This window comes from Nitrospira sp. NS4 (assembly GCF_049546785.1).
GTDB lineage: Bacteria > Nitrospirota > Nitrospiria > Nitrospirales > Nitrospiraceae > Nitrospira_D.
The window spans coordinates 183,930-205,844 of sequence record NZ_JBMWAN010000001.1 but is presented as its reverse complement, the minus strand read 5'-3'; the positions used below and the strand labels follow the sequence as shown (position 1 = coordinate 205,844).

Genomic DNA, 21,915 nt, shown 5'->3' with positions numbered 1-21,915 from the left:
GCGGCCATGAGGAACACACGAATTCATGGCAGGCTATGGGGAATGCTTCTCGGTGTCTGTGTGATGGCCCTGTTGCTCACCAGTCCCGTGCTTGCCGCAGGGAACTGGGTAGACGAGATCTCGAATATGGTGGCCTATGAGAGGGACGCCAATCCCGGATCAAACTTTGATCCGTATTTTGCGCAGTTGAACAAGATCCAGGCCGGGGTATCCGGAGGGGATCAACAGGTTGTGAAAAATGAGACTGAGCATTTTCTCAAGATGTTGGCCAATCGTGACAATGGCATTAACGATGTGGCCGCTGATGAGATTTACAACTTTGCAATGACGGTGAGGCCGATGGAAGAGACACCCGCTGCCGCGGCCCCTGAGCTGGGAGCCGGCAGCGAACGACTCATGTCCGTGCCGGACCATACGATCAACACTCCCTACGAGGGCGGACCGAAATGCCCGGCGGGAGGTTGTGACTATTGGAACGACGATGTCTTCGATCCCGGGGCTTCTTGAGTTGTCATCACCGGGTGGGGACTCTCACCCGAAGGGTGTAGTCCGATTCAACCATTCAGGCAATGGTTCGGATCTCCCCATCGGCGTAGCATCCAGCCAAGGTTACCATAACGGGCCAAACGCACCCCGGAAAGAAGAGGCGGAAAGCGCGAATTCTGAACGCGAGCAGGGGTGCCGTCCGGTGTCGTGAGAGGTGTTCTCGTTCTGGTTAGGCTCTGGCAGAAATGTCCTTAGCGGATCACTGAGCGAGTGCCGTGGGAGGGCGCTTCCCTTTCCCCTCCCACGGCCGATATCCGGCTGTGAGGTTCAAGAAGGGGGAAAGAAGGTGAGGACATGTTCAAGCATTGGATATTGAGTATGGCCGCCGTCATGTTCTTTGTGACGCCGGTCGGTGCCGGTGAGCCGTCGCGGGAGATTACGGCTAATGCCCACTACGGTTTCAGCGGGGTCATCAACAAGATCGAGTCGGGGATGTTGTTTATCCATACCGACAAGAGTCTGCAGGATCGGACAATCAGTCCGAACAAAGCGGACCGCGTGGGGCTGCACAACGCGAAGGTTGGCGATACTGTGAACCTCATGGTTGATTCGGGAAATGTGATGGTCGATGTGTCCGGGGCGGATCGCTTCTTCCCGGATCACCGGTTTGTCGTCGGGACAGTGAACTATGCTGATCCGTACTGGAAGGAGATTCAGCTGTCCACGCCGGACGGGACCGCCACCTTCGAGGTGGATACACTGGCCGGCAACAAACTGTCCGTGCTGCCCGATGGAGCACCGGTGACGATCGAGCTCGATGCTGACAATGTGATGGTTGACATTCATCGAGATCGATAGCCCTGAGGAATTCGAGCTCAGGGGTGCTGGGCACTTCACCAGATGGCCACCGTACGATTTTAGCAGTACGGTGTTCGCTGGCTCGATCCAGAATGGCTGGCGGACACCGGACGGGGCTGGTAGTTGGCATGGCCGGTGCGTGGGAGACGACCGTATGGCGAAGCCTCTGCGCGTAGTCACGGCGGCGCTGCTCTTCCTCACGGCAATTGCTGCGACAGGGGGGCGGCCGGTCTGTGCGAAAGAAGCGGCAGCGGATACGGGAATCACGTTCGAGACGATTCTCGAAGTGGAGCATACGGCCCGTCTCCTCGCCATTCTTCTGGATTCCGGCCGGTCCGTCATCAATGAAAACCAAGACATCTTCGATGAGCCAGGAACATCCGGCAAGGGGTTGGCCCCTGATGTATTCGAACGACAATTGACCGATATGTTTCGCAGCCGGTCCGGGGTTGACCTACACAACCTCAATGCTGGTCACGTGCCGGGTCAGGCCAAGAAGTTGATGAAGGAACTGGTCGCGGTGAGTCGGCACGTCGTTGCCGATGTGCAGTCAGAGAGGAATCCATCGGGGAAGCCTGGGAGATTTATCCCGGCGATATTTGGGGACCGCGTGGCCGCGCTCTTCACCGAACGGACTGGAGTCCGAATGAAACAGACGACGCTGGCGCCTCGCAATGTCGCCAATGCCCCGGACTCGACCGAGCGATCCGCGCTGGAGTTCTTTGCCGATCCCAGTTATCCCCGGGAAAAGCCGATCGGCGAGACGACCGCAAAGAGCGGGATATTCCGATTGATGTTCCCGCTCTATACCACCAGGCGCTGTCTCGATTGTCACGGGGAGCCGAAAGGGGAGCTGGACCGGACCGGCTATCCAAAGGAAGGCTTGAAACTGGGACAAAATGCCGGAGCGATCAGCGTGATTATCCCGATTGCCAAATGAAAAGCGTGGCGTTGACCATAGGGTTGCTGGTGATCGGGCTGGGATCGGCCTTGGCAGCGGAGCGTGTCGGCGGAGTAAGCGAAAAACCCTCCGGAAGCGGGGTGATCGTCGATTCGGATGGGTACGTGCTCACGGCCTCTCACGTGGTGGCGAATGCGCGGCGGATCGTGGTGGTGACGTACGGGGAGGTGCGTGTCCCGGGGGTGGTGGTGAGCATCGATGTTGAACACGATCTCGCGTTGCTGAAAATCGAAATCGCGGGCATTTCTACCGCTCCGCTCGGATATGCGGGATCGGTAAAATTGGATGAGGAAGTCGTGGTCGTTGGTTTTCCCTTCGGACTTCGCGAGGTGTCGGTGACCAGGGGGCGGGTTGCAGCGGTGCGAACCAAAGGCGTCCGGCGGGTCTTCCAGGTTGATGCCGCGGTCAATCCTGGCAACAGCGGTGGTCCGGTCTTCAATGCGCGGGGCGAAGTGGTGGGAGTGATCATCACGAAGTTTAGTCATCCCTCTGGTGTCATCTCGGAAGGGATGGCCTTTGCTGTTCCAATGAGTTATGCCACCCCGCTGCTGGCAAATATCGAATCGTTTGATTTCACGACGCTTGGGAAAGGGCGCAAGAGACCGAAAGGACCGAGCGGGCAGAATCTCGTCGAGGCGCTGGTTCGCGCAACGGTCAGGATCGAAACTGTGCGGGGGGGAGATGGCGCACCACCTCAAGCTGCGTCCCCACCGGAGGCGAGCGGCAAGAGCGAAGCTGCGTCTGCGCGGGTCCCTCGTGGGCCGGTTCCCAGAAGCCATGATTCGTCCGTACCGTTGCCGGATGAGGCGGCGGTTCAGAAGGTTAATGAAGAGCTTCGCCGGGTTCAGCAAAACGAACTTGAGCAACTAACCCAGCGCGGGGTTCGCCCTCCCGAGCAGATGGTGCTGATTCCGGCCGGTGAGTTCTTGATGGGGTCGGAAGATGGATTGGCGGATTCGCGTCCCATGCATCGGGTATATGTGAGCGCCTATTGGTTTGACAAATATGCCGTCACGAATCGCCGGTACCGGCAATGTGTGGAGGCAGGAGCGTGCCCCTTCCCAAAGGATCGGTCGAGCTACGACGATACCGCGCGCGGAGAACATCCGGTGACCAACGTGACATGGAGCCAAGCACGCGGGTATTGCCGCTGGCTGGGCAGAAGGCTTCCGACGGAGGCGGAGTGGGAAAAAGCGGCGCGAGGGACCGACGGGCGGCTCTATCCCTGGGGGAACAGCGATGAGGTGTTCAAGGCCCGGGCGAAAACGGTTGATCAGCAGCTCATGAAAACCGGCACCGATCCGGTCGGCACCATGGATTTTGCCGTCTCGCCCTATGGAGTGGCGGATCTTGTCGGCAATGTGTCGGAGTGGGTCAACGACTGGTACGCGGAGGATTATTATCGCTCGGCCCCTGCGCGCGACCCGCAAGGGCCGGTGCGAGGGTCGTTCCGTGTATTGCGGGGAGGCGACTCCGGCGATCGTTCACTGGAATTGCGCGCCAGCTATCGGGGCTGGGACGATATGACCTATTGGGGGCCTTCGCTGGGATTTCGCTGCGCGGAGGATCTGCCCTGATCGAGGCTTTTCATCCCAGTGTCGGTGCCGCTCTTCATCCATGGCCCAGGTGCATTAAAGACGAGACGAAGCCGCGATGAAGGAGATTCAGAAGGTGGTAAATCTCCGGTCCGCGACGCTCGGATTTGCGGAGAGCCCTGAGCTGATTTGCAAACAAAGCGAGCGATTCTGCTCAGTGCGCTCAGTGCCATTCTCATACGTAAGTTGTTCTACATGCCAAAGAAATAAGCCTGCACGAGAACTACAAAAGAGCTAAATCTCTACAACCCATCGGTTTTGTGGCTTTAGTAGCCGTCACGGTCTCGTTACTCCGATCAAAAAGCAGCACGATCACAAGGCATCTCGACAGGCAAGGATATTGCGTTCGGAAAGCCCGTGGCTTCTGTACACCATCGGGCACGGAGCGAACGAATACCGGTCGAGGCCCGCCTGTCACTAAGAGATTCCACTCGTATAGCTATGTGAATATGAGCGAGGTTTATCGTCGGTACAGGGCCTTGCTCGAAGTCTCTAATGTGCTGAACTCGCAGCGCGAGATGGCCAGCCTGTGGCAGGCATGCACCGAGCGCATCAAGGAGGTCGTTCCGTGGGAACGAGCCGGTGTTTTGCTCTATGCACCTGAAGAAGATGGGTTTCGGTTTCATGCCCTTGAAACCAGCGTCCCGAAGCGGGTGCTCCAACGCGACACCATCATCCCGAGAACCGGCAGTGCCGTGGGGTGGGTGTATGACCATCGCAAAATCCATGTCCGGCCGTATCTCCAAGAACTGCAAGTGTTTCTTGAGGATCAGTACTATGCGGAAGAGGGGCTCGGCCGAATGGTCAACTTCCCGCTTCTTGCGCGCGGGAAGTGTCTGGGAACTCTCAACATCGGGAGTATTGCGTCGGGCGAGCCGGATTCAGAGACATTGGAATTTTTGAGCCAGATTGCAATCCAGGTTGCGTTGGCCATTGAGAATGTACAGGCGTATGAGCAGCTGACCCAGTTGAGTCAGCAACTTGCAAAACAGAACGCCTACCTGACTGAGGAGATTAAACAGGAATATAATTTCGGACTGTTGGTCGGCAAGAGTGAAAGCCTGCGCAAGGTAATGGCGCAAATCGAGGCGGTGGCCGCGACACCCACAACGGTTCTGATCACGGGGGAGACTGGCACGGGCAAAGAGTTGGTGGCGCGTGCTATCCACGAGAGCAGTCTGCGGCACAAGAAACCCTTTGTGCGGCTCAATTGTGCGGCCCTGCCGGGCGGTCTCGTAGAAAGTGAATTGTTCGGCCACGAGCGGGGGGCCTTTACCGGAGCGGTTCAGCGGCATCAGGGCCGGTTTGAACTCGCTCACGAAGGAACACTGTTTCTCGACGAAATCGGGGAGATGCCATTAGAAGTTCAGGCCAAACTCCTACGGGTATTGGAAGATCACCAAGTCGATCGGGTTGGGGGAGTGCGGTCGGTGCCTGTGGATGTGCGTCTCATTGCTGCGACCAATCTAGATCTCGCCCAAGCCGTCCTCGAGAGACGTTTCCGAGCCGATTTGTACTATCGACTGAACGTATTTCCGATCATGCTTCCCCCTTTGCGTGACCGTAGCCAGGATGTCCCGCTTCTGGCACAACATTTTCTCCAGCTCTGCCGGGTGAAGCTCAAGCGGGGCAACCTCACCTTCCATGACTCGGCGTTGACACGGTTGGCGCAGTATGACTGGCCCGGAAATATTCGGGAACTCGAGAACGTCGTTGAACGAGCGGCAATTCTTGCCTCGACCCATATCGTCGACATTGACGAACGCGTCGTGATGCCCCGTCCGAGGCAATCGACGGTTGTGGAACAACCCACATCGGTGCCCGACTCAGAACGTCTTCACATTCTTCAGGTTCTTGAGCGCGCCGGGTGGCGGATTTATGGTCCGCTTGGAGCGGCCAACCGATTGGGGGTTAACCCCAGCACGCTGCGCAGTCGGATGAAGAAGCTCGGGCTGTCACGGCCCACCTTTCCCGCTCCCCTTGAACAAGCCTCTCCATCATGTTCCTCAACCATCGCGGCCAATCGCGAGTCTGTCTGAGCAGCATGGAGCGATCGCGTCCTGAACCGTGACGATGGTAAGGCTGATGACCTCCCACAGTACTAGCTCAAATGCTGAAACTACTCTGATTCTGGCCCTGTAGTTTCCCAACTTACACGTATGAAAGAAGCTAAAAGGTAGCCGCAGCCTCTACGTTGCCCGGCCACGACGCGCAGGCCTCGGAGGTGCAGAACTCCTATCCGTCCTCCAGGCCTATGCCTTGCGTTCAACAGCGTGGAGCGCCGTGACTGTTGTCTCATCTCACGAACACCTCTTCATTGAAACTCCCCGTCCGTTCGCAAGGTTCGCGGTAAAACGCGAGTCTTCGCGATAAATGATGCGTCCTGGCGACAGGCAAATAGGTACGGCAGGCCCCTTCCACGAGCAATGGCCCAGCAGCGCAGCTAAGTAGTTTAAATTGCGTGCATTATGTTGGCAGTGGAGCTGCGTGTGTATCTGGCACGTGGCTTGCTGGTCTTGTAGCCCAGAAATCCGTATACGCGTGAGTTTGGGCGAGGTGATGTTTCAAGAAGGTATGTGACGTCCTGAAACTCAGAGATACCCCGGTATTCAACGCCACGAATTGTTACGAAGAGGATGGGCGATGGCATCGGCAAACAGAGAACGAGGTCATTCCGCGGTCATAGCTCATGCGGCTCTGGCGGGAAAGCGGTGCCGATCCGGAGTAGTGGGATTGCTGTTGCTCATGAGCCTCGCAGGACTGAGTGGTTGTTACCTTTCGTGGCCATTCGAGAGGCCGGCACCTTCTCTCGACGACGCTGAATTTATGGCCGCATGGAAGACATACCTCCATTGCCGTTCGAGCAGAGAGCCTGACGAGATCCATTCCGACCTGCATCGGTTGAAGCGCGTTGCACATGCGGTGATTACCCAGGACCAGGCCTTTGTTCTTCTGCCTGCTGCGGTCCGGTCGCTGATTGCGGCACTTCCGTCCAGGCTGGCTGTTGATCCTGAAGCGATGGTTGTCGCCTGTGCGCTGCATGGCAACCATGTGGCCCAGGCGGCAGGACAACCTGAGCTGAGCATGGAACTGTTCACCACGGTTGTAGCGGCACAGAAGGGGGCTGCCTCTACTCCTACTTCCTATGCCGTTGAGGTCAGCCGAAGACTCAGTGACATGGAGTAGGGGATTCCCATCCGATCGCAGTGGACTGAAGTGGCTATGGGGGGCTCAGACATAATCGAATCGTCATGAGTTCTAAAGACATTGGGGGGAACAGATGTACATGATCAGTCACACCCAGGGAACGCGCAGAGGTATGTGCAGCAGGCATTCTAGGAGCATGACCTACCTCAAGACGGACGGTAGGTGGTCGAACGCGGCGGAAGGCGCAGGTGGCGTCCTGGCGCAAGGAGGCGATAGCCATGAGCGCAGGGTATGACTTTGATCTGTTGTGCATCGGCAGCGGTCCCGCAGGTCAGCGGGCTGCGATTCAGGCTGCCAAACTGGGGAAACGGGTGGCAGTCGTGGAGAAACGCCCCTCTATGGGAGGCGTCTGTCTGGACATGGGAACCATTCCGAGCAAGACGTTTCGCGAAGCCGTCTGTTCCCTCGCGCAGGGGAATGGCCAGTTCGGCCATGGGCCGGCGTTTCGCCGCGATCTCAACCCAACACAGCGATTCTCCGTGGAAGGACTCCTTCATCGTATGGGGGTGGTTGCCCGACGCGAGTCTCAGGTGATCGAGCAGCAACTGTGCCGGAATGACGTCCAACTGATTCGAGGAGAGGCTTCGTTCAGCGGTCTTCATACCCTCGTCGTGACCTCTACGGAGGGCCAGCGTACGGTGACGGCTTCCAACATTCTGATTGCCGTGGGCACGTACCCGGCCTCGCCTCCCGGCGTACCGGTCGATGGAGACATCATCCTCACGAGCGATGACGTCGTCCGGCTCAGGCGGCTGCCTAAGAAGCTCGTTGTCGTCGGCGGGGGCATCATCGGGATCGAGTATGCCTCGATGTTTGCCGCCCTTCAGGTCGAGGTGGTCGTGGTGGACAAGCGCGAGCGGCTCCTGGAGTTCTTGGACAGGGAGAGCGTGGATGAACTTATGCACCAGATGCGGCGCCAGCGTGTCACGTTCCGGCTGGGCGAAGCCGTCGAAAGCCTGGAAGTGACAACGAGCACTCCCCCGCAGGCCGTCGTTCACCTGGAGTCAGGGAAGTGGATCGTAGCCGATCAAATCCTCTTTTCGGTTGGGCGGATTGGCGCAACTAGCCGGCTCAACCTTGAAGCCGTGGGGCTCAAGCCCGATGCGCGAGGACGGTTGACAGTCGATCAGCAGTTCCGAACCGCGGTGTCGCATATTTATGCAGTGGGCGACGTCATCGGCTATCCGAGCTTAGCCTCCACGTCGTTCTCGCAAGGACGGCTTGCAGCTTGTCATGCGTTTGGTGTGGAGACGGGGCCGATGATTGAACATCTCCCGATCGGCATCTACGCCGTGCCTGAGGTCTCGGCAATCGGCCAGGCAGAACATGACCTGACGATCAAGAAGATCCCCTATGAAGCCGGCATTGCTCGCTACCGAGAGATTGCACGAGGACAGATTCTTGGGGATGACAGCGGGTTTCTCAAATTGCTCGTGCATCGCGAGGATCAGCGATTATTGGGGGTTCATGCCGTCGGGACCGGCGCCACGGAACTGATCCATATCGGACAGGCCGTCTTGGAGCTGGGCGGCGGACTCCCGTATTTCTTACGGACCGTGTTCAATTATCCCACGTTGGCGGAGTGTTACAAGGTCGCGGCCCTCGATGCGTTCAACAAGTTGTCCAAGTAAAGGCGGTGAGAATGGAAGGAAGATGTGATTGTGACGCCAGCCATTCACGCTTCGGACCGCGCGTTCCCGGTTTGATCTTTCTGAGTCGTGGCATCCTGAGCGGTCATCCCCAATCCGCTGAAGGCAGCGGGATTGTGCCTATGGCTGCGAGGAAGAACCTTCGGCGTAGAGATCAATAATGTCTGACAACTGATGGCAGGGAAGGAGCAGACATGCAATGCAGACTGTTGGGCACCTTGGTGCTGATCTCACTGGTTACTTATTCTGGCATCGTGCAAGGCCAGTATCATGGAGCAGACAATCCGAGTGATGCCAATACTTCTGGAACGTCTGGGATGTCACAGACACCGGGAAGTCACGCGGAGAACTGGCTTCGACACGGAGAACGTCCACCCACGCCGGAGTCTTACGTGCCACCCAGAAGTCCTGATCTCGGCGAACCGACAGCTCCGCTTTCTCCATCAATTGGGCCAGGGGCCGGATTACTTGGGCCAGAAGCAGGCCGCAGTCCGTCACGACTCAGATCGAATATTGAAACTGAACGCGGAGAGCCAGGATCCGGCAGAGGTGGGCGGTAGCATCACTGTCTCCGGGCGCACGATCCGGCTCTCGATCAGGGGCCCTTCCAGGGGGGAGGATGAGTGACGCTCGATCGTGATACGGAGTTCATAACGTCAACACCAACAAGCGACGGAAGACGGTTCGAGCAGATGCGGGTGGCCTGCATTCCATACGATAGCCGTGGAAAGAGGGGCGTATGACGCAACGGAACAGCAAGGGGAGCCCGTGGTCGATCATCTTGGCCGGCGGTGAAGGTACGCGCCTGGGGTATTTCGTACAGCGGTGGTTAGGCCGTCAGAGACCAAAACAGTTTTGTGCCTTTGTTGGCACGCGATCCATGCTCCAGCATACCTTGGATCGTGCGGCGCGTCTCGCGCCGGTGGAGCGGTCTGTCCTCGTCATCGCGCGGACGCATCGCCAGGAGGCGATGATGCAACTGGATGGAGGCAGGGTCGGAACCATTTTGTTACAACCGGCCAACCGGGATACGGCAGCCGGCGTATTCTTGCCGTTGACCTATGTGCGGGCGCGAGATCCCCGGGCCACCGTCGTCATCTATCCCTCCGACCATTTTGTGTACCCTGAAGACCAGTTTCTGGACAACGTGCGGGATGCGATCCTGGCCGCGGAGCGGTTGGCAAACCGCATCGTCTTGCTGGGAGTGGCGCCGGATCGCCTCGAGCCGGATTATGGCTGGATTCTGCCGGGGCGACGCATTGTCCATTCCGGAGCGAAGCAGATCCGGACGGTCCTGAAATTCTTGGAGAAGCCCACGGCGCAGCAGGCTGATGCGGCGTTGTCGGACAACGCGCTCTGGAACACATTGGTGGTGACAGCGAAGGTGAACATGCTTTGGAAGTTGGGGCAGCAGTGTTTCCCTGACCTGATGGAGCGTTTTGAGCGCCTTCGTCGTGCAATCGGTACCGCAGAAGAGATCCGTGTTTTGGATGAGATCTACCGGGATATGCCGGAAAAGAATTTTTCTTCTGACCTCCTGCAGCAGGTCCCCGATCGTATCGCGGTCACCGAACTGACGAATGTGCTGTGGAGTGATTGGGGGAGACCGGAGCGCATCACAGAGGCGCTCCGGCGGATCAGCCGAATACCCGCCTTCCCTTTAGAAACACTGAATAGTCCATTTGCTCCGATTGCTCCGATTCGCAACAGGAATCGTTTCGCTGCGGGCAGTTGAAGGGAGGCCGCGATGATCCTGTAGGCGTGAACTGATGAGATGGCAGGCGGGGGAATTCATGGCTGTCTAGTTTGAACAGGGCATCGTTTCAAGTGAATCCAACCACGCACGCTCAGAAATGGAATGGACAATTCTCAAGGAGGTAACTGGATGAACGTCATACACCCCGACATCGTGAACCCGGTTCGTGCCCTCCAGACATTCGGACAATCCGTCTGGCTGGATCATATCGGGCGGAGCTTTATCGTCAGCGGGGCATTGCAACGTCTGATCGCGGAAGATGGACTATGCGGCGTGACGTCCAATCCCACCATCTTTGCGAAGGCTATCAGCGGCAGTACGGACTATGTTGGGGCAATGCGCGCGCTCAGGCGGGAGCCTGGTTTGGACAGGAAAGCGCGCTACGAGCGGTTGGTCATCGAGGATATCCAAAACGCGGCGGATCTCCTGCAGCCGGTCTATGCACGAACGAAGCGGCGCGATGGCTATGTGAGTTTGGAGGTCTCGCCCCATCTGGCCCGGGATACCCGGGGCACGCTTGAAGAGGCACGGCGACTGTGGGATGCCGTCGGACGCGACAACCTGATGATCAAAGTTCCTGCCACCCCCGAAGGGATTCCCGCCATTGTGCAACTGATCGGTAGGGGGATCAACGTCAACGCGACCCTTATATTTGCGCAGGAGACGTATGAACGTGTCGTCGAGGCCTGGCTCATGGGATTGGAACAGTTGGCGGCGCGCGGCGGCGACATAGGGACTGTGGCCAGTGTGGCCAGCGTGTTCGTCAGTCGCATTGATACGGCGGTGGATGCTGCGATTGCCGCGCGCCTCAAGGGATCAACGAACGAGACGGAGCAGGCTGTACTGAGAAGTCTTCAGGGGGCAGTTGCCATTGCCAACGCCAAATTGATTTATCAGCGGTACCAGGCGCTGTTCTCCGGCACACGCTGGGACGCGCTTGCCAGACGCGGGGCGATGACCCAACGGGTGCTCTGGGCCAGTACCGGCACGAAGAGTCCCGCTCATCGTGACGTGCGGTATGTGGAGGAACTGATCGGGCCTGACACGGTCAACACGGTTCCCCCGGCGACGTTCGAGGCCTTTCGCGATCACGGACGCCCTGACAGTCGGCTTAGCGAAGGAGTCGGTGACGCGAAGGTTACTCTGCTTACGCTAGCGGAAGCAGGGCTCTCGATGGAGGAGATCACGGCCCGGCTGTTGGAGGAGGGGCTGCAGTCGTTCCGGGACTCCTTCGACCAGCTCCTTGCTGCCGTAGAACATCACTCCAAGGAGGACGCATCTGGTCGACCCAATGGCTGTACTTACAGCTTGGAAGCCTCCTTAGCTGCCGGGGTCCGATCCTCTCTTCAGGAATGGGGCGACTACCACAGGGTACGACGGCTGTGGTCGTGCGACCCATCTCTCTGGACTGATCAGGATGAGGACCAATGGCTTGGCTGGTTGGGGATTACTGACGATCAGTTGGCCCATCTCCCACTCCTCACCAGCCTTGCAGAAGAAGCCAGGCACAGGGGCTTTACTCACGCCCTGGTCCTGGGTATGGGTGGTTCAAGCCTCTGCCCGGAAGTCATGAAGATGACGTTCGGAAAGAACGCGGGCTATCCGGAACTCCACGTGCTGGATTCGACAGACCCGGCGCAGATCAAAACCGTCGAGGGGACCCTGAATCTTGCGAGCACTCTCTTTATTGTCTCGAGCAAGTCCGGGAGCACCCTGGAACCGAACATCTTCACGCAATACTTCTTTGACCGTGTTCAGTGCCTCGTCGGAACCAAAGAAGCAGGCCAGCGGTTTATTGCGATCACGGATCCTGGCTCGACGCTGCAGCGGGTTGCCGAGGTAAGTGGGTTTCGGCATCTCTACTTTGGGGTTTCCAGCATCGGAGGCCGGTACTCCGCTCTGGCGAATTTCGGTATGGTGCCGGCAGTCATCATGGGTGTCGACGTGGCTCAGATTCTTGAGCGCGCGCAGGAGATGGTGGAAGCCTGTTCCTCCTATGTCCCGCCCGAGGAGAATCCCGGTTTGGTGCTCGGTACGATCCTCGGCGTGCTCGCCAATCACGGCCGCGACAAAGTGACGATCATCGCATCACCCGGTTTGTCAACGCTTGGTGCCTGGGTTGAACAGCTTCTTGCCGAGTCAACCGGGAAAGAAGGCAAGGGGATCATCCCGGTCGATCGCGAAACAGTGGGGGCTCCGGAGGTCTATGGACGAGACCGCCTGTTTGTCTACATCCGCTTGCAGCCCGAGCCGGAGCAGAGCCAGGACGAGGCCGTCGAAAGGCTCGAGCGGGCGGGACAGCCGGTTGTCCGCATCTCGGTGGCGGACCCTTATGATCTGGGCCAGGAATTCTTCCGCTGGGAGTTTGCCACGGCGGTTGCGGGAGCGATCATGGGGCTCAACCCGTTTAACCAGCCGGACGTGGAAGCTAGCAAATTCGTGACCAGACGCTTGACGGCCCAGTATGAACGAACCGGGGGGCTTCCGCCAGATTGTCCGATCATCGAAGAACAAGGAATCAGATTATATGCCGATCCGGTCTATGCCAAAACGCTCGCGGCTGCGATGGGCGGCTCTTCTTCGCTGAAGGATTATCTAACAGCGCATCTCAATCAACTTGCTCCGGGCGATTACTGTGCTTTGCTGGCGTACATCGAAATGAATCACGCGCATGAGGCAGGACTCCAAGCCATGCGTCATTCGGTGCGGGACAAGAAACGGGTGGCCACGTGTCTGGGTTTCGGGCCTCGATACCTGCATTCGACAGGGCAGGCCCACAAAGGAGGGGCGAACAGCGGGGTGTTTCTCCAGATCACCTGCGAGGATGCGGTGGATCTGCCGGTTCCCGGACAGCGCTACACCTTCGGCGCCGTCAAAGCCGCGCAGGCCCGCGGCGATTTTCATGTCTTGGCGGAACGAGGCCGACGGCTGTTGCGGGCGCATCTGGGCGCCGATGTCCAGGCGGGATTGGCCACTCTTCAGACGGCGATTGAGCAGGCGTTGATATGATTAGACTGCGGATCGATCCCACGTCACGTGCGATTGGCCGACGGAGGCATCGTCCTGCCGTACTGGCAAACACGGACATTGTCGCGGTGTCTTGAAGGAGTCTCATGGAGGCCATGATGACCGAGTCACAATCAGATGCGCTCGTACTGTTCGGCGCTACCGGGGATTTGGCATTCAAGAAGATCTTTCCCGCCTTGCAGGCCATGCTCAAGAGAGGTCATCTCACGGTGCCGGTGATCGGGGTAGCCAAGGCGAACCGGCATGTTGCGGAATTGCGGGATCGCGTCCGCGAGAGCCTTAAACAATTCGGCGGGGGAGTCGATGAAGCCGCCTTTGCCAGGCTCGTCCAGTTGCTACGGTTTGTCGATGGCGACTATCGGGAGGACGAGATCTTCATTCGCCTCCGCCGGGAACTCGGCAGCGCCCGGCGCCCCCTCTATTACCTGGCGATCCCGCCCAGTATGTTTCGCACGGTGGTCGAGGGACTCGGCAAGTCGGGTTGTGCTCAGGGAGCGCGAGTGGTGGTCGAAAAACCATTCGGCCGGGATCTGGCATCAGCTCAAGCATTGAACCGGACCCTGCACAGCGTCTTCGACGAATCGGCGATCTTTCGTATCGATCACTATCTGGGGAAAGAGTCGATCCAAAACCTCTTGTATTTTCGTTTCGCCAATTCGTTCCTCGAGCCGATTTGGAATCGCGAGTACGTCGAATGCGTGCAGATCACGATGGCGGAACAGTTCGGCGTATCCGGTCGGGGAAGTTTTTATGAGGAGGCCGGGGCTCTGCGCGATGTGGTCCAAAACCATCTGTTGCAGGTGGTGGCGAATCTCGCGATGGAGCCGCCCCTCAGCGGAACAGGTGAGGCGTTACGCGACGAGCGCATCAAGGTCTTTAAGCGCATGAGGCCGCTGACGCCGGACGATGTGCTGCGCGGGCAGTTTCGCGGCTATCGGAACGAACCGGGAGTCGCTTCCGACTCACGAGTAGAGACGTTCGCCTCGCTCCGGATCCATCTCGATTCGTGGCGATGGGCGGGAGTCCCGTTCTTTATCCGTGCCGGAAAGCAGCTCCCGGTCACGGCCACGGAAGTGTTTGTGGCCTTGAAACGTCCCCCCCAGAACGTGTTCGGTGAGACAGGCGGAGGAGCACGAAATTATGTTCGGTTCCGGCTTGGCCCTGATCGGGTGGCGATCGCGATCGGGGCGCAGGCCAAAGTTCCAGGAGAGAAGATGATCGGGCGTGAGACCGAGCTTTTCGTGAGTCATCAGCGGGGAGACGAGATGGAAGCCTATGAGCGGCTGATCGGCGATGCGATGGTCGGCGACGCCTCGCTCTTCGCCCGGCAGGACGGGGTCGAAGCCTCCTGGCGCGTGGTGGATCAAATCCTGACGGCGTCGACGCCGGTCTACGGGTACGAACCCGGCACATGGGGGCCAGGCGAGTCCCAGGCGCTGCTCGGTCCGTTCGGCGGATGGCAGAGCCCGAAGGAGCATCAATGAATCATCGGCGAATAGACCGACCGTTTCACCGTGTGGCTTCCGGACCCGTCCGCGGCCAGATGCTGAAGGTTCTGGTTGTGGACGTGGGCGGTACAAGTGTGAAGGTCTTCGCGTCAGGACAGCAGGCCTCGCGAAAGTTTCGCTCGGGGCCGGCGTTGTCGCCCAAGCAGATGATCGCCGGCGTGGTAGAGGCGGCGGAGGACTGGGCCTACGATGCGGTCTCGATCGGGTACCCCGGGCCTGTAAGTCAGGGCCGGTTGCTGGAGGAGCCGAGAAACTTGGGAGTCGGTTGGGTAGGATTCGACTTCATGAAGGCCTTCGGATGTCCCGTCAAGGTCGTCAATGATGCAGCCATGCAAGCTCTGGGAAGTTATGAGGGGGGCAGGATGCTCTTTCTCGGCCTGGGAACGGGATTGGGCTCGGCGTTGATTGCGGACAAGGTCATCCTGCCGATGGAATTAGCCCATTTGCCGTATCGACATGGCAGAACCTTTGAAGACTATGTCGGCCTTCGCGGACTTGAGCGATTTGGCAAAACGAAGTGGCGGCGAGCGGTGAATGATGTCGTGACTCGGCTGAAGACCGCTCTGGTAGCCGATTATGTCGTGCTTGGCGGCGGTAATGCCAGGCAACTCATGCAGCTCCCGGAAGGTGCTCGCCTCGGCGACAATGCCCATGCCTTCATTGGCGGGGAGCGATTGTGGAACGAACCAGCGTGACGCGGGTGTTGGCCTGGCCGACGCAGAAAGAAGACAGCCTATGCAACTGGGAATGATCGGACTCGGCAGAATGGGGGGCAATATGGCGCGGCGGTTGATGCGCGGGGGACATCACTGTGTGGTGTTCGACATGAATCCAGAAAACGTGCATAGGCTGACTGCTGACGGTGCCGTCGGATCGAGTTCTGTGGACGATCTGATCAGCCGATTGACCACACCACGAATCGTATGGGTGATGGTGCCGGCGGGAGATGCGACAGAAGCTACCGTGGAATCCCTTGCCGAACGGCTAAGCCCTGAGGACATCGTCATCGATGGAGGGAACTCGTACTTCAAAGATGATGTCCGGCGCGCGAAGGCTCTTAGGGCCAGAGGAATTCACTACGTGGATGTCGGCACAAGCGGGGGAACCTGGGGGTTGGACCGGGGCTACTGCCTGATGATCGGCGGATCGGAGCCAGTGGTGAACCATCTTGATCCGATATTGAGAACCTTGGCACCTGGCCGGGGCGATGTGGCACGGACGACTGGTCGAGAGATTCTGCAAGGAACAGCTGAGGAGGGGTATTTGCACTGTGGATCTTCTGGTGCAGGGCACTTCGTCAAGATGGTCCACAACGGGGTTGAGTACGGCCTGATGCAGGCCTATGCGGAGGGGTTCGATATCTTCCGCCATGCCAACTCGGACAACCTTCCCGAGGAAATGCGGTATGACTTGAATCTGCCCGATATTGCCGAAGTCTGGCGACGCGGAAGCGTGGTGGGATCGTGGTTGCTCGATTTGACCGCCGCGGCCCTGGTGGAGAATCCCGATTTGTCAAAATTTACCGGCTCGGTCCAGGATTCCGGCGAAGGTCGTTGGACCGTGATGGCGGCGGTAGAGGAGGGAGTTCCGGCCGAGGTCCTGTCCGCCTCTCTCTACACCCGGTTTCGTTCTCGTCAGGACCATACGTTCGCCGAGAAGGTGCTTTCTGCAATGCGCTACAAATTCGGCGGCCATGTCGAACGATCCGGGCCATGAATACTCACATCACCAGTATAGAAATGATAGTCCTCACATGTTCGGCTTAACCATGCGGAGGAATAATGCAGGTCAGAGATAAACGTTTTGTGAGGTGAGGGTCAGGTGAGGATCTGCGGTTGCCCGACCCCGGCAATGACCTCTTCGGTGATCATCACGGATTTCACCCCCCCGAGCGCTGGTACGTCATACATGAGGTCCAGCATCACTTCTTCCAGGATCGTGCGGAGCGCCCGTGCACCGGTTTTCATGATAGCCGCCCGGCGGGCGACGGCTTTTACGGCCGCGTCGGTAAACCGGAGTTCGACCCCTTCGATCTCGAAGAGGGCCTGATACTGCTTCACCAGCGCGTTGCGCGGCTCGGTGAGGACGCGAATCAGGGCCGGTACGTCCAAATCCGACAGCGTGGTGAGGACGGGGAACCGGCCCACAAATTCGGGAATGAGTCCGAATTTCAGCAGATCCTCGGCTTGCACGCGGCGCAACACATCGGTGTGGCCGTCGATCTCGCAGGCGGGATCGACGGCTCCAAACCCCAGCCGCTTGGGCATGGTGCGTTGGGCAATGATCTGATCCAAGCCCACGAAAGCGCCGCCGGCAATGAACAGAATATTCGTCGTATCCACGCGCACGTAGTCCTGTTCGGGATGTTTCCGTCCGCCTTTGGGCGGCACATTGCAGACTGTCCCTTCCACCAGTTTGAGGAGCGCCTGTTGAACGCCCTCGCCCGACACATCGCGGGTCAATGACGGATTCTCCGACTTGCGGCTGATCTTGTCGATTTCATCGATGTAGATGATCCCTGTCTCGGCGCGCGCGACGTCATAGTCACAGCTGTGCAGCAGCTTCAGCACGACATTCTCGACATCTTCGCCCACATAGCCGGCCTCTGTCAGCGCTGTCGCATCGGCGATGGTGAAGGGGACATGAAGGATGCGCGCCAAGGTTTGGGACAGGAGCGTTTTGCCGGTCCCGGTCGATCCGATCATCAGAATGTTGCCCTTTTGAAGGTCGACGTGTTTGAGCCGGTCCCGGTTCACAATGCGCTTGTAGTGGTTGTGTACTGCGACGGAGAGGACCTTCTTGGCGCGGTCCTGCCCGATTACATAGTCGTCGAGCGTCGCTTTGATTTCAGTCGGCTTGGGGATCACCAACGGCAGGGACGAGGATGAATTCTTCTGCTTCTCCTCCTTGGTCATGGACACGGAGCAGTGGCGAAGGCACTCCTCACAAATCATCAACGTGGATGCCGTCTGGCAGGAGCGACAGGTGTATGGGGCAGGACTGGGGATCAGGTTCTGAACCGCCTCCTGCTGCTTGCCGCAGAAGGAACAACGTCGGTCTGGTTTCTGTGAAGGCTGCCGCGTTTCCCAAAACACAGCCGCTTCCTCCATGCTGCCAGGTCAGGCGAGGAGGGGTCTCATCCGAAAGGGCTTCGGCCCCTGGCTCGCGTTCGGTGCCAAAACATCACGGGCGACCCTGCACGAACGGTGGGAGGTCGCCCGTGGTTTGCGCTTAGGACGCTGAACGCTATTGATCTTTGTGAATTGGGCCTATGAGCCCGTGAAAAGACCCGCGCGAGCTACAGGTATCGGCTTACTCGTCGGGGGGCAGTTTGATGCAACCCAGGCGCTTGTGTTCCTCACAGGAGCTGCGCCTCTCCGTCATGGCTTGTATCCAATGATGTGTTCCCTACGCGGGAATTGGTGTTGCCCCGGGAGATGCGGCTCGTGTGACCGACGAGACACCCGCCGTTAGCTTGGCGGGCCGTTCAGGTCCGGTGGACTGAGGTCTTCCATCATGTACCTCCTCCCTGGTGGTGAAACAGAGGAAATCATTCGACGGACGACGCGGACATTCTCTTCATACGCCTCCCCGGTTCTTCTGTCAACTGGTCTTCCGGCTGCAGAGCGGATGCATTCAGGATAAGTCGATCACACAACATCGACGCCAAGGGAGAGGACGTGCTGGTTGTCATGCGGGGTGCCTGCTGTGGATACACACACGAGCAGACCTGCCTGGTGGCAGGCATCGCCGAGACGGCCTGCGGCTGCGTTGTGTCGAAGGCCGACGTGTGAAGCCCCATGTGTGACAGCACGGACGACGGGATCCCGGGGCAACCTTCCAAAGGGCACCATGAGCGTGGCTTTCGGGTCAAACGTATGAACCTGTGTCAGCTCGTCGTGCAAGAAGGGCGCGTAGATGACGGGATCGGTGAACCCAACCCTCTGTACTGATTCAAGGGGCTGCTGCGCCATTCCTTCACCCGCAACTCCAACATCAGTCCCGCTTATCCTGCAACCGCCTTGAGCACGTCCTCAATTGTCGGAATGGTTTCGACGTTTTCTGTACTGAGCTTCGTGACCTCCTGGAGTGACACGCGATCGATCCGTCCCTTCCCATTGGTCGTCCGATTTACGGGTTCAGCATGGAGAACCACGAGCACGTGGTCCTCCGTGCGAGGCACGTCAATTTCCACGAAGTCGACACCTTGGGCGCTCCCTGTCTGGATCTCCCCCAAGGTATTCTCCGGGGCATGGCCCGCTGCCCCACGGGGTGGCCGATGTTCAACGCCCGCTGCATCGAGGCTCCTGCCGCATCCATCGGGGAGGAACACGCAGCCGGGTCTAACGAATCGGTGGCGCAAATCGAAGATTGTGTGCGTCCAGATTTGCGAGATAATCCTTCATCCGTCTTCGCTCGCGGTTCTTCACATATTCGATCATTTTGTGGTCAATCTCCAGCAGCCCGAGTCCTGGCGGGATTTCGTCGGGGCTGATCACAAACAGGTTGACTCCCAGCTCCTTGGCTTTCACCTGCGCTTCCTTCAGACGGTGCTGGATGTACCGCTCATTCAACCGCAGGAAGGCGTTCAACTCCAGCAGGTCCCGCAGCGGGTACGGCTCAACACGCACGCTTTGCCTCGGTACATTGAGGAAAAGGAACACCGTATCGCATCCACAGCTGAAGGCCTCTTCAAGCGGAAGCGGGTTGGCCAGGTCGGCGTCAAGATACCGGTAACCATCCATCTCGACCAGCTCAAACAGAGGGTACAGGGCCATGGACGCGCGAATGCGTTTCATGAAGAGGTCCTCTTTGGCCTTCAGGCTTCGCCCACCCTCATTCTCCGCCATGGCAAGATCCTGATCCTTATTGGAAAACACCACGGTCGCGCCATCCTCGTACCGTTCAGCAATGATTTTCCAGTTGATGGGGCTTGTCAGCACTTTGTGCAGATCAATCTGCTCGGCCAGCCTGCTCAAGAGCGGGAATGGATCAAGGAAGGCTTTCATTTGCTTGAGCTCAAAATACTTATCCACTTCATCGAGCGTGTCTTGAATTTCCGGCGCCTGCACAAGCCTCCGAAAAGGCTTGTGCGGGGACTCAAACGCATCCATGAGACGAAACAGGAAGCTCACCGTCCGGCCTGCGACGCGAATAGGCATACGCACACAAAAGGACACGACCAGAGGCAGAAACTTCATCGCTCGTCTGAAATCATGAAGCATCGACCCGCTCGGGCCCCAATCTTGAGTCACCTGCGGCACAACCCCTAAGAGCCGTGCCAGCTTCTCCCGGAGGTAGGGGTGGATCTCATAGATCGCGTCCGGGGAAGTGATATAGTCTTCCCAGATACGGATGGTGTTCTGGGCACCGGTTACACCGGGATTCTCGACAAACCCGAGGGCATTGCAGGTTCCGGCTGAGGAGCTCACGATGTGGGTCGGATGAAGGCCGGCTTGTACCAGTTCAGCAGCCACGACCGCCTGGATAATGGCTTTGCAGCCGCCCCCGCAAAATACAAACAGGATGTTCCCGTACTTATTCGAGAAATTATCGGACATGCCCATTCTCCGGCCTGGTCTTTCCGGAATACCTCCAGCATTCAGACCGGATTCGGCTGTGCCGTAAGCATTCTGGATGTATCCCGACATCACACGTACTGTGTGCTCGATCTGTCTTTGTATCCGGAGGACCCGCCCAGATGAACACGTATGATGTCTGCATTGTCGGCGCGGGGGTCGTCGGGTGCGCCATCGCCAGGGAGTTGGGGCACCGGCGCCGGAATGCGCCGCTCCGCATCATCGTCCTTGAACAACACGAGAGGGCAGGCGAGGAAACCAGCAGACGCAACAGCGGCGTACTCCACAGCGGAATCCACGAACGACCGTTTTCGCTGAAGGAGCGGCTCGCCCGAGAAGGGAGCGCGCTGGCAGTCTCATACGCGGTACAGCAGGGCATCCCGCTGCTCAGAACAGGGATGGTCATCGCCATCTCACGGGAGGACATCCGTCGAGGTCTGTGGCGGGAGGTTGCTTCGCTCCGCCGGCTGTGGTTCAACGCCTGGAAGACAAAGACGCGGGTCATGTTCGTCACATCCTCTGGTTTGCGTGCCTGGGAACCGCATCTCCGGGCTTGCTGCGGGATCGTCATTCCGAGCGTCTCTGTCATAGACCCTCACGCCTTCGCGCAATCTCTGAAGGCCGACTCAGAAGCTACCGGCGCGCACTTTGCCTTCAACAACCGGGTGATCGGTATCGATATAGACACGAGTGCTTATATCGTTACCACCGAACGTCAGAGAATCCGTGCCACATGTCTGATTAATGCCGCCGGTCTCTATGCCGACGATGTTGCCGGGCTCGCCCTGCGCAAGACAACGTATACGATCCACCCACTGCGGGGTGAGTATTACGAACTGGTCAACCCGGACAAGAAGCGCCTCATCGGCCGCCTCGTATATCCTGCCTGCCCTCCTCACGCGACCGGCAAGGGGATTCATTTCAGCCCCCGCCCGAACGGACAACTGTTCGTGGGGCCGAATGAAGTCGTCATCCAAGACAAGACGGACTATACGTCGCGCAAGACCCCGCCTGGCGTCTTCGTCGAAGCCTTGCAGAAATTCCTGCCGGCCCTGGAAGAAGGGGATCTCCGGTGGGCTTACTCCGGGATACGCCCCCGCGTCATCACTGCGGAAGGCCGCACAAGCGATTTCATCGTCTCGGTAGACAGAGAAGACCCGCCGCTCATCAATCTGATAGGCATTGAATCCCCGGGACTTTCCGCCGCTCTGGCTCTCGCCGGGCATGTGGGAGACCTCCAGTGCATCCGGAGACGTGTGAAATAGAACGGCTCTCGCGCTCTCCCGCGG

16 protein-coding genes are annotated in these 21,915 nt (G+C 58.6%); 13 read left to right on the top strand and 3 right to left on the bottom strand.

Annotated features, from left to right (window positions below):
- The first annotated feature begins 6 nt into the window (after positions 1-6).
- The 12 genes from ACO9S2_RS00950 to gnd all read left to right on the top strand — a co-directional run bounded on the left by ACO9S2_RS00950 (position 7) and on the right by gnd (position 16,763).
- A complete protein-coding gene (locus ACO9S2_RS00950; protein WP_423719882.1) occupies positions 7-507 on the top strand; it encodes a hypothetical protein in 501 nt (166 codons plus the stop codon).
- Positions 508-840: 333 nt separating this feature from the next.
- Complete coding sequence (locus tag ACO9S2_RS00945) at positions 841-1,344, top strand: hypothetical protein (protein WP_423719881.1); 504 nt, start codon at positions 841-843, stop codon at positions 1,342-1,344.
- 154 nt (positions 1,345-1,498) lie between these two features.
- Positions 1,499-2,284, top strand: a complete 786-nt coding sequence (locus ACO9S2_RS00940; RefSeq protein ID WP_423719880.1) for a Tll0287-like domain-containing protein — start codon at positions 1,499-1,501, stop codon at positions 2,282-2,284.
- 5 nt (positions 2,285-2,289) lie between these two features.
- The gene (locus tag ACO9S2_RS00935) at positions 2,290-3,882 is read left to right on the top strand and encodes an SUMF1/EgtB/PvdO family nonheme iron enzyme (protein WP_423719879.1); all 1,593 of its coding nucleotides are present in this window, start codon (positions 2,290-2,292) and stop codon (positions 3,880-3,882) included.
- 467 nt (positions 3,883-4,349) lie between these two features.
- Positions 4,350-5,939, top strand: a complete 1,590-nt coding sequence (locus ACO9S2_RS00930; RefSeq protein WP_423719878.1) for a sigma 54-interacting transcriptional regulator — start codon at positions 4,350-4,352, stop codon at positions 5,937-5,939.
- Between the two features lie 787 nt (positions 5,940-6,726).
- A complete protein-coding gene (locus tag ACO9S2_RS00925) occupies positions 6,727-7,086 on the top strand; it encodes a hypothetical protein (RefSeq protein ID WP_423719877.1) in 360 nt (119 codons plus the stop codon).
- Between the two features lie 239 nt (positions 7,087-7,325).
- Complete coding sequence (gene sthA, locus ACO9S2_RS00920; protein WP_423719876.1) at positions 7,326-8,738, top strand: Si-specific NAD(P)(+) transhydrogenase; 1,413 nt, start codon at positions 7,326-7,328, stop codon at positions 8,736-8,738.
- A 757-nt stretch (positions 8,739-9,495) separates the two neighbouring features.
- A complete protein-coding gene (locus ACO9S2_RS00915; protein WP_423719875.1) occupies positions 9,496-10,491 on the top strand; it encodes a sugar phosphate nucleotidyltransferase in 996 nt (331 codons plus the stop codon).
- 150 nt (positions 10,492-10,641) lie between these two features.
- Positions 10,642-13,521 (top strand): bifunctional transaldolase/phosoglucose isomerase, encoded by a 2,880-nt coding sequence (locus ACO9S2_RS00910; RefSeq protein WP_423719874.1) that lies wholly within the window; start codon positions 10,642-10,644, stop codon positions 13,519-13,521.
- A gap of 113 nt (positions 13,522-13,634) precedes the next feature.
- Complete coding sequence (gene zwf, locus ACO9S2_RS00905) at positions 13,635-15,023, top strand: glucose-6-phosphate dehydrogenase (RefSeq protein ID WP_423720689.1); 1,389 nt, start codon at positions 13,635-13,637, stop codon at positions 15,021-15,023.
- Positions 15,024-15,082: 59 nt separating this feature from the next.
- Entirely contained in the window at positions 15,083-15,742 is a 660-nt protein-coding gene (locus ACO9S2_RS00900) for an ROK family protein (RefSeq protein WP_423720688.1), read from the top strand.
- 40 nt (positions 15,743-15,782) lie between these two features.
- Positions 15,783-16,763, top strand: coding sequence for a phosphogluconate dehydrogenase (NAD(+)-dependent, decarboxylating) (gene gnd, locus ACO9S2_RS00895; protein WP_423719873.1), 981 nt, complete (start codon positions 15,783-15,785; stop codon positions 16,761-16,763).
- Positions 16,764-16,864: 101 nt separating this feature from the next.
- Here the strand turns inward: gnd and clpX are convergent, their stop codons facing one another.
- From clpX to ACO9S2_RS00880, 3 genes are all read right to left on the bottom strand, one after another.
- Entirely contained in the window at positions 16,865-18,157 is a 1,293-nt protein-coding gene (gene clpX, locus ACO9S2_RS00890) for an ATP-dependent Clp protease ATP-binding subunit ClpX (RefSeq protein ID WP_423719872.1), read from the bottom strand.
- Between the two features lie 896 nt (positions 18,158-19,053).
- A complete protein-coding gene (locus ACO9S2_RS00885) occupies positions 19,054-19,380 on the bottom strand; it encodes a glycerophosphodiester phosphodiesterase (RefSeq protein WP_423719871.1) in 327 nt (108 codons plus the stop codon).
- A gap of 10 nt (positions 19,381-19,390) precedes the next feature.
- On the bottom strand, positions 19,391-20,608 hold the full coding sequence (locus tag ACO9S2_RS00880; RefSeq protein ID WP_423719870.1) for a patatin-like phospholipase family protein: 1,218 nt from the start codon (positions 20,606-20,608) through the stop codon (positions 19,391-19,393).
- Between the two features lie 140 nt (positions 20,609-20,748).
- On the opposite strand from ACO9S2_RS00880, the gene ACO9S2_RS00875 reads away from it, so the two are divergent.
- Positions 20,749-21,891, top strand: coding sequence for an NAD(P)/FAD-dependent oxidoreductase (locus ACO9S2_RS00875; protein ID WP_423719869.1), 1,143 nt, complete (start codon positions 20,749-20,751; stop codon positions 21,889-21,891).
- The last annotated feature ends 24 nt before the right edge of the window (positions 21,892-21,915 follow it).

Bases quoted from the DNA above. Each gene is read 5' to 3' on its own strand.
- ACO9S2_RS00900 (WP_423720688.1), top strand. From the start codon at position 15,083: ATGCTGAAGGTTCTGGTTGTGGACGTGGGCGGTACAAGTGTGAAGGTC.
- ACO9S2_RS00945 (WP_423719881.1), top strand. From the start codon at position 841: ATGTTCAAGCATTGGATATTGAGTATGGCCGCCGTCATGTTCTTTGTG.
- ACO9S2_RS00940 (WP_423719880.1), top strand. From the start codon at position 1,499: ATGGCGAAGCCTCTGCGCGTAGTCACGGCGGCGCTGCTCTTCCTCACG.
- ACO9S2_RS00950 (WP_423719882.1), top strand. From the start codon at position 7: ATGAGGAACACACGAATTCATGGCAGGCTATGGGGAATGCTTCTCGGT.
- zwf (WP_423720689.1), top strand. From the start codon at position 13,635: ATGATGACCGAGTCACAATCAGATGCGCTCGTACTGTTCGGCGCTACC.
- gnd (WP_423719873.1), top strand. From the start codon at position 15,783: ATGCAACTGGGAATGATCGGACTCGGCAGAATGGGGGGCAATATGGCG.
- ACO9S2_RS00880 (WP_423719870.1), bottom strand. From the start codon at position 20,608: ATGTCCGATAATTTCTCGAATAAGTACGGGAACATCCTGTTTGTATTT.
- ACO9S2_RS00915 (WP_423719875.1), top strand. From the start codon at position 9,496: ATGACGCAACGGAACAGCAAGGGGAGCCCGTGGTCGATCATCTTGGCC.
- clpX (WP_423719872.1), bottom strand. From the start codon at position 18,157: ATGGAGGAAGCGGCTGTGTTTTGGGAAACGCGGCAGCCTTCACAGAAA.
- ACO9S2_RS00910 (WP_423719874.1), top strand. From the start codon at position 10,642: ATGAACGTCATACACCCCGACATCGTGAACCCGGTTCGTGCCCTCCAG.
- sthA (WP_423719876.1), top strand. From the start codon at position 7,326: ATGAGCGCAGGGTATGACTTTGATCTGTTGTGCATCGGCAGCGGTCCC.
- ACO9S2_RS00875 (WP_423719869.1), top strand. From the start codon at position 20,749: ATGAACACGTATGATGTCTGCATTGTCGGCGCGGGGGTCGTCGGGTGC.
- ACO9S2_RS00930 (WP_423719878.1), top strand. From the start codon at position 4,350: ATGAGCGAGGTTTATCGTCGGTACAGGGCCTTGCTCGAAGTCTCTAAT.
- ACO9S2_RS00925 (WP_423719877.1), top strand. From the start codon at position 6,727: ATGGCCGCATGGAAGACATACCTCCATTGCCGTTCGAGCAGAGAGCCT.